This is a genomic window from Acinetobacter sp. Ag2 (genome assembly GCF_001005515.1).
Classification (GTDB): domain Bacteria; phylum Pseudomonadota; class Gammaproteobacteria; order Pseudomonadales; family Moraxellaceae; genus Acinetobacter; species Acinetobacter bereziniae.
In genome coordinates, this window is the sequence record NZ_LBNA01000001.1 from 1 (window position 1) to 1,006 (window position 1,006).

The 1,006-nt window shown below is 43.0% G+C and carries 1 protein-coding gene; it reads left to right on the forward strand.

Features of this window, described 5'->3' with window-relative positions; all coding sequences use genetic code 11:
• Positions 1-1,006, forward strand: a 1,006-nt coding sequence (locus tag AAV97_RS21155) for an Ig-like domain-containing protein (RefSeq protein WP_046759448.1), incomplete at both ends; no start/stop codon positions are given.

The following is a 1,006-nucleotide window of genomic DNA, read 5'->3' on the forward strand; positions in this document are numbered from 1 at the left end:
ACCAGACGTTAAATTTACATTTACACCAACAATACCTATTCCAGGTGGTACAGCGCTTAAAGTAACAGCTGTAGATGCCTCGGGAAATGTTAGTCCGCCTGCGCAAATCATTGTGGATAGCACTGCACCCGCTCAACCCATCGTTAATCCTACAGACGGTAGTCCAATTACAGGAACAGCAGAAGCAGGAAGCACAGTAAATATTACTGATAGTTCAGGTAAAGTCATCGGTACTACAACAGCAGGACCGGACGGTAAATTTACTTTTACACCAACAACACCTATTCCAGATGGTACAACGCTGAAAGTAACGGCTGTAGATGCATCGGGAAATGTTAGTCCGCCTGCGCAAGTGATTGTTGATAGTACTGCACCAGCTCAACCCATCGTTGATCCTACAGACGGTAGTCCAATTACAGGGACAGCAGAAGCAGGAAGTACGGTAAATATTACTGATAGTTCAGGTAAAGTCATTGGTACTACAACAGCAGGACCAGACGGTAAATTTACATTTACACCAACAACATCTATTCCAGATGGTACAGCGCTTAAAGTGACCGCTGTAGATGCATCGGGAAATGTTAGTCCGCCTGCGGTAGTAATAGTAGATAGTACAGCACCAACAGTCATTATTAGTATGAGTGATACGATTCTAACTATAGGTGAATCAGCGCTTGTAACGTTTAGTTTTAGTGAGATCGTAAAAAACTTTGGTAATGATGATATCTTGGTATCAAATGGGACGTTAAGTCCAGTAAGCAGTAATGATGGTGGTCTAACTTGGACAGCCATTTTCACACCCAACGCAAATTTCTTGGCAAGCAATAATAAAATTAGTGTGATTGCAGGAAGTTTTACAGATATTACAGGTAATGTTGGTATTGGTGGTGTTGGTCCCAACTTTGCTATCAATACTACAACTGCCCCAGCAGCACCAGTGGTCAATGTCACAGGCAATCCAGATGGTTCGGTAAGTGTCAGTGGAACAGCTGAGCCAAACAGCAAC